Below are 6,303 nucleotides of genomic sequence, written 5' to 3'. Positions count from 1 at the left end.
GTGTAATCGGCAAGGTGATTACGTACAGTGCTTTCATGAATGCGTAATGCTTGAGAAATCATTGCCGGGGTCCAGCCTTCGGATGCAAGCAGTACTGCTTTGATGCGGTCACGAATACGCCCGTCACGCGTTTGAGCATGCTGGGTCTCTAGGACTTGTTTTTGTTCAGGAGTAAGGAGTAGTTTCATAATCGTTAGCTTGATCCTCATTTCACTGAAAATCAAGCATCTTCATTGATCACGGGTATAAATCGGTACATGACGGTGCAAGTTGCGGAATTTATTCACCCATATTTGCGCGGTTGATGGATTGTCTGTCATGATTTGTAAGTCGTACAAGATAATAATACTATCTTGAGTATCTGCTATTTTTGCGAGTTTTAAGCTGTAGCCAGTGCTTTGGTTTTGCGCATGAAGAATTTGGATGATTAACACCGCGGGTTCTTCATTTGCTAACATGTCGCTACATTCGCGAACCATTTCATCAAGAGTAACTATCAATTTTCATACCAAAGATCGTTATAGGTGAGTGTTGAAGTGGCCGGTATAATACACGCCAACCGTAGTTTTAAAAAGTGGAGTGGCGTAATGATTAACGTAATAAAAACCTACCCTAATAACAAATCTGTTGTTGTCTGGTTTGGTACTTCTTTCACCCCTTATCCTAATTGGGTTTTTTGGTCATTAGTCGCAGTGGCCGTGTTTTCATTTTTTTCACTGTACTCAAATTATTTTCATGGGCTAACGCCGTGGATTGGTATGTATGTGGTGGGCGTTGTGGCCGCTATATTGGTCGGTTTGCGTAAATGTGTGTTCGTGTCTTACAAAGATCCTTCGGCTTGTCTGGTCTGCTTGAGTTTTTTTGGGGTGAAACTGAGGAGTCGAATCTATGATTTAAATACGTTGAAAACAGAGGTGAAGACTATACAGTCTGGTTATCTTATTGTATTGGATGATAAAAAAATATTATACACCAACTCGTTAAAACTGGCTCAGCAGGTCAACTCTAAGCTAACTTATCTGATTCAAGAGTTCATCTGCTAGCAATTGTATTACTCTTTTGATTTTGTGATTATGACAGTTTCTACTTTCCATATATCCATTGATTCTGTCGCTTTACCTTTCGTTATTTCGTGCGTTTTTTGTTCCCAAGATGAAACAGAAACATCTGATACTTTTCCGCTTTTCAAGATATTCTCGTAGTACCCCATTGTAAAACTGTCGGTGATATTTTGGTTAGAAGCCCTCGCTGCGGGGGTGTCATTAGATACACAGTTAAACGCCACGCCCCCCGAGATCATTATCAGCGCCAATCGTAACACTCCGATTTTTCTCATCAATTCACCTCTATTATTGTACTGCATTAGCGATATCTTACTTGGGTTTTCATATAACGCAAGTTAATGGATTTGTGTTAGGATTCCTCTAAATTAACATAGGGGTTTACATGAAAGTGATTAAGTCAAAACTACCATTGGTCACTGGGGTATTACTGTTAGTGCCTAACATAGCATACGCAGAGATTGAAGGGTTTGCCTTTGCCTCAGCAATGCAAGAGCAATCATTAATAACAGCGGCTAATGGCTCTGCATTAAACCCCAAGTTATCACAGCCAATGAATGTTTTTATTTCGGCGGGTTTGGATAGAAAGATCAGGCTCTATTGGCTCTCTAATGGAGTAAAGATTAATGAGGTCACTACAGGTATTATCGGCGTATCAGACAGAATTAGTAGTTTTGGTAAAGATTTCTACGGTAAGACTATCAGCATTAAAGCCCCGTCACTGGATGGCAGTTACACGCTAAAGTCAGAACTCTTATCGGCAGATGGCACTATCGTAGGTGGCTGGTCGATGTCTATTGTGATAGACACCGTTGGACCTAATGCTGACGCCTCAAATATAAGTTATTCGATGACAGCGTATGGTGGTTCTGTTTACTCCTATTCCCCTGCAAATTTTGGTTCTCTCAAGCTCTCAAATATAACAGATGGCGGCTCGGGATTGGCGTCAGCTAAGTACATTGTTAAATCTGACTCTACCGGGATAGATATTAGTTCATTAGCAGCCCAAGCGAATATTTTAGACTCGTCAGTGTTTACTTCTTCACTGCCAGCATCACTTTTTCCTGAACAGCGAAATTGGTATCGAGCCGGTTTTCGAGTATATGACGCGGCCGGAAATTATACCGATGTAACTGCTCGATCTTTTATTGATAAAGGCGGGTATACCAGCCCCGTATTGAGTGATATCTGGAATCCAACGACATCTACGTGGATGCCTTACAATCCTGGCATGTTGGTTGGAAACAATCCTATAAAAGTGCGTTACCGCATGCTTTTCCGTGAAACAAAAACGGCCAATGGAGATTGGGGTTGGCTTTCTTACCACTATCGAGAAGGTGATTATGTTTATTTGGATCACACGCTAACTTATCCGATGGCAGAGGGTTATTGGGTTTCTCAGACACCTAGCGGATATTACACCGTTTCATATTTCAGTGGTTTTAATGTGACACTTGCGGATGGTGTAGATCGCAATCCAATTAAACAAGCTCAAACTGTGGAGTGGTTTGCCGAGGATGGTAGCACTGGTGGTAGTTCTATCAGTGTAGCGTCACGGACTACTATTGTTCGGATACGGTTGCATAGTGAAGCAATGAAATATGAACAGCTTGCGATATTGCATAGTTTTGGCTCTTGCGTGATACCTATTGGTCAAACATTTTGTGACTTGTCAATTTCACATGTGTTTAGCTCAGGGGTTGGGTATGCGCCTTATACTTATGAAGTTAAATCTAGCGTCAACGGTGTGGTCGATGGTCGATTTAGCGCTCATTTCACCTATTGGTATACTTATTGGGATTTTATCCCGCCAACTATCGAATCTATTGAGGTTACGGGGGATACCGTAATTGCCAGTGTGTATGACACGAATACAACTAGCGATTGGCGTAAAGGCATGTGGTTCACAAACGTGTTTCGATTGAAATCTAGCTTCGGTGTTGAGTTAGAGCCTGAATCTTGGGTAACAACTGATACGGGCAAGCATCGAGCAGTTTTTAAACTTAATAAACTTCCCAGCGGTATGCAAAATATCTCATTTTATGCTCAGGATTCTTACGGTAATCGTACAGAGAAAACGGTAGTGCCAAACTACCTCAATGACACAACTCCACCAGTGCTTAAATTGCAGTCCCCCACTGGCGCACCAATTATTAATGGAAGCGAGATCAACGGCCTCGAAAGTTTACGAATTAAGATGACTGACGATAGCCCTGCAACGATTATTACCGTTGTTCTGTCTGGTGGTGCAGCCAATGATACTGTCTTTGTTTCGACTAACGAGTTAGGTGGGGGGCTGTACGACCTGAACTACCCAAGGCTGTTCCCAAGCCTCGAAGCGAATGAGACTTACACTATCACCGTTAAAGCCGCTGATTCAGCGGGTAATGCCTCTACAATCAAGTCCTCTTTTTTGTACTTACCTCCCAATTTATTGCGAGTTGGCAATCTCAATACATTAGCCGTGAATAAGCAATTACAAAGCTCAGATGGTAAGCCAATTTCATTCATCAGCACGGGCGTATTGCGCACTTCTCAAGGGCAGCTTGCAGCCGGGCCGCAACAAGCGTTCATCACGCTACGAAGCGATGCGGGCATTGCGGTTAACCTCTTACAAACAACTCTTATGCCGGGTGAAACGAAAGAAGTCACCATTACACCAGATATTCATGGTGAGGTGATGATTCCGGTTTACTCCGCGTCAGCAGGCATCAAAGGGACGGCGAGCTTTATGATCGACATCCCTCAAATAACGTCAAATAACTAAGGATAACGCATGTCTCAATTATCATTTATCAAACGTGCTTTATTGCTCGGCTTGGGCTACACCAGTTCGTTTAATGTAATGGCCGCGATAGAGGGCTATTCATTCTTAGATACAGCATCTAAAGAAAAATCTGTTTCGACCCCTCTTATCAACCCCATCAATGAGTCCAACATTTATCTTTCTGCCGGGCTCGATAATAAATTATCTGTGTCAGTGCTTAACGGAAGTGGTGTTTCTGTGCATTCCCAAACAACAGATTTCGTGCGAGTGTCAGACCGGCTCAATTTTAGCGGTCGTGACTTTTACGGTAAAATCCTTGTATTGCCGAAGATCACTGATGGCACTTATAATTTAAAAGTCGAAACGATTAATAGCTTAGGGAAAATAATTGATACATATAGCCAACCATTGACGATTGACACTGTAGGTCCAACTTTTGGCGAGTGGTACGGCGCGAGTAAAGGCGTGTATGGTTCGGTAACAGGCAGCGAACCGGTATGGTTTTTAGCAACGCAACCAGAAAATTCGTTGCTTTATCTGCTCGATGTGGATGAAGTAGTAACGGCAAGGGCTGTTGTTAAAAATGCAGACACTGGCGTGGTCATAGTGAACAGTAATATGATCATAAATTCCGTGACTAACCAAGTATCAATCAATTCAGGTTCTAGCATTAGCGGCAACATCCCTGCCAATAACGCTACTCAACAATATACATTACAAGCAGAATTGTCCGATGCCGCAGGAAATATATCTTACAGCAGTATAAAGCCGTTTTACCTCGACAATTATAGTGGCGCTCCAAGTGCTCCTATTGCTGTATTTGACCCAGATGCTACCGCCGATCAAAGTATTTCACCTTCGTTTGTGGGGTTTGTGCCCTACAAAGCAGGTATGGCAGTTAAAACAAACCCTATTCGTATTTTGTATCAAGTGCCGATTGATAATGTTCGAGACGCTGGCGTGCTTGCAGGGCTTGCTATTCAAAACAGCGTTGGGACTGTTAGCGTTACTACAGATAGTAAATATGGCTATTTTGATATGACAGCCCCTTATAACTATACAGGCGCTAATCAAATAAAATGGGTGGATTTTGGCCGATGGATCGCTGGAACGATTCAATACAATTTAACCCTTGATCCTGTCGCGCCTGAGTCCCCAGTAGTTAGCTCAATGACCTATATATTGAATGGTCAACAGTATAATTATGGAGGCTCTATCTATCACCAAAACACGATATTGCCTGCGACAATGACAAATTTCCAGCTTGTAGTACAACCAAGGGAATACGCCCAAACAGCAACCCTACGTGGTTACGTCTGTAATTTCCCCGCCGGTGAGACAACTTGTGTTTTCGATGGTCTTAAATGGGACATGATAACTGGGGGGGCTGGCTATTTGCATGATCCTATAACTTTAACATCTACGGGACTACCTACAGGGACCTTATACGCTAACATTACTTATGGGGAGCCAACATATAACGACCTATATTATCCCATCCTGAATAACTTTGAATTTAATGCAGTAACGAATGTGCTTACAGCATTTGTAACTCAACCAGCAGGAGGTAGTTGGTTTGAACGACTAAACATTAAGTCGGCGGTGATTCAATATGGCGGTAATACGCTAACAGCGATAAAAACGGTCCGAAACCTAACCAACTGGGAGTTTACATACGACCTTAATTCCATCGCAGTAGGTAATCATGCTTTGGAGCTAAAAATTGTTGAAAATCATGGCGCGACTACTATAGCGCCACTAATGGATTTCAATATCGAAAAGTCTGCACCACTTGTTACCATTACTAATGATGGAAGTCAGGATTTTTCGCAAATCGTAGGGTTAGATAATCTTGTGCTTGGCATTAAGGATGACTCAGATTATACCATTGATAGCGTGGTCATATCGGGTGGTGCATCTAATGATACCGTCTATTTAGCGACCGTTAATCAGGGTAATCATAAATATAACCTACAGTATCCGCGCCTGTTCCCGTCCTTAGAGGCTAATGAAATTTATAAACTGACAGCAACGGTGACTGACGTTTTTGGCAACAAAGGGGTGGCGAGTAAGAGTTTTACATATCAGCCACCAAATCTTGTTAATGCTGGTTCAATGACAACTTTAGCTGTGGCAAAAAATATTTCAAATGATAGCAATAAGCCAGTTGCGGAAATTGTTGTTAATGACTTACGCACAGTAGAAGGTCAATTAGCCGAAGGAGTACCCCCTGTGTCAGGATTGTTGTCACCCCTAAATAATCATTATGTTTAAAGACAGGGTGCGGCAAAAGAGAACGATATGGCTCGGTATTCACCAGAACGTAAAGAAGCGATCCTTAAAAAATTATTACCTCCTCACAACTTAACGGTCGCAGAGGTCGCTCGGGAAGAAGGCATCGCGGTGCAAACCTTGTATCATTGGCGAGATATTGCCAGAAAAGAAGGTCGCCCCGTGCCAGGTAAAACATTAACA

7 protein-coding genes are annotated in these 6,303 nt (G+C 42.5%); 4 read left to right on the top strand and 3 right to left on the bottom strand.

Annotated elements, in window-relative coordinates; translation table 11 throughout:
• Together L5M38_RS23535 and L5M38_RS23530 are read right to left on the bottom strand one after the other, a co-directional pair.
• On the bottom strand, positions 1 to 188 hold a 188-nt coding region (locus tag L5M38_RS23535), incomplete at its 3' end, for a helix-turn-helix domain-containing protein (RefSeq protein WP_263179487.1).
• Between the two features lie 42 nt (positions 189 to 230).
• On the bottom strand, positions 231 to 500 hold the full coding sequence (locus L5M38_RS23530) for a hypothetical protein (protein WP_263180483.1): 270 nt from the start codon (positions 498 to 500) through the stop codon (positions 231 to 233).
• Between the two features lie 24 nt (positions 501 to 524).
• Here L5M38_RS23530 and L5M38_RS23525 point away from each other — a divergent pair, with 24 nt between their 5' ends.
• Positions 525 to 1,043, top strand: coding sequence for a hypothetical protein (locus L5M38_RS23525; RefSeq protein WP_041409219.1), 519 nt, complete (start codon positions 525 to 527; stop codon positions 1,041 to 1,043).
• An 8-nt stretch (positions 1,044 to 1,051) separates the two neighbouring features.
• On the opposite strand, the gene L5M38_RS23520 is transcribed toward L5M38_RS23525, so the two are convergent.
• Positions 1,052 to 1,336, bottom strand: coding sequence for a hypothetical protein (locus L5M38_RS23520; protein ID WP_014620380.1), 285 nt, complete (start codon positions 1,334 to 1,336; stop codon positions 1,052 to 1,054).
• Positions 1,337 to 1,446: 110 nt separating this feature from the next.
• Between L5M38_RS23520 and L5M38_RS23515 the strand changes: the two genes are divergently transcribed.
• From L5M38_RS23515 to L5M38_RS23505, 3 genes are all read left to right on the top strand, one after another.
• On the top strand, positions 1,447 to 3,828 hold the full coding sequence (locus L5M38_RS23515) for an Ig-like domain-containing protein (protein ID WP_263180481.1): 2,382 nt from the start codon (positions 1,447 to 1,449) through the stop codon (positions 3,826 to 3,828).
• Positions 3,829 to 3,837: 9 nt separating this feature from the next.
• Complete coding sequence (locus L5M38_RS23510; RefSeq protein WP_263180480.1) at positions 3,838 to 6,102, top strand: Ig-like domain-containing protein; 2,265 nt, start codon at positions 3,838 to 3,840, stop codon at positions 6,100 to 6,102.
• Between the two features lie 27 nt (positions 6,103 to 6,129).
• Positions 6,130 to 6,303 (top strand): transposase (locus L5M38_RS23505; protein WP_263179001.1); only part of this gene is annotated, 174 nt, incomplete at its 3' end.

It is taken from the genome of Shewanella sp. SM101, assembly GCF_025654465.1.
Lineage (GTDB): Bacteria > Pseudomonadota > Gammaproteobacteria > Enterobacterales > Shewanellaceae > Shewanella > Shewanella oncorhynchi.
The sequence above is the reverse complement of the archived record's forward strand: the minus strand, read 5'-3'. Positions and strand labels throughout refer to the sequence as shown.

Excerpts from the sequence above, each read along its gene's own strand:
- L5M38_RS23520 (WP_014620380.1), bottom strand. The coding sequence starts at position 1,336 with ATGAGAAAAATCGGAGTGTTACGATTGGCGCTGATAATGATCTCGGGG.
- L5M38_RS23515 (WP_263180481.1), top strand. The coding sequence starts at position 1,447 with ATGAAAGTGATTAAGTCAAAACTACCATTGGTCACTGGGGTATTACTG.
- L5M38_RS23510 (WP_263180480.1), top strand. The coding sequence starts at position 3,838 with ATGTCTCAATTATCATTTATCAAACGTGCTTTATTGCTCGGCTTGGGC.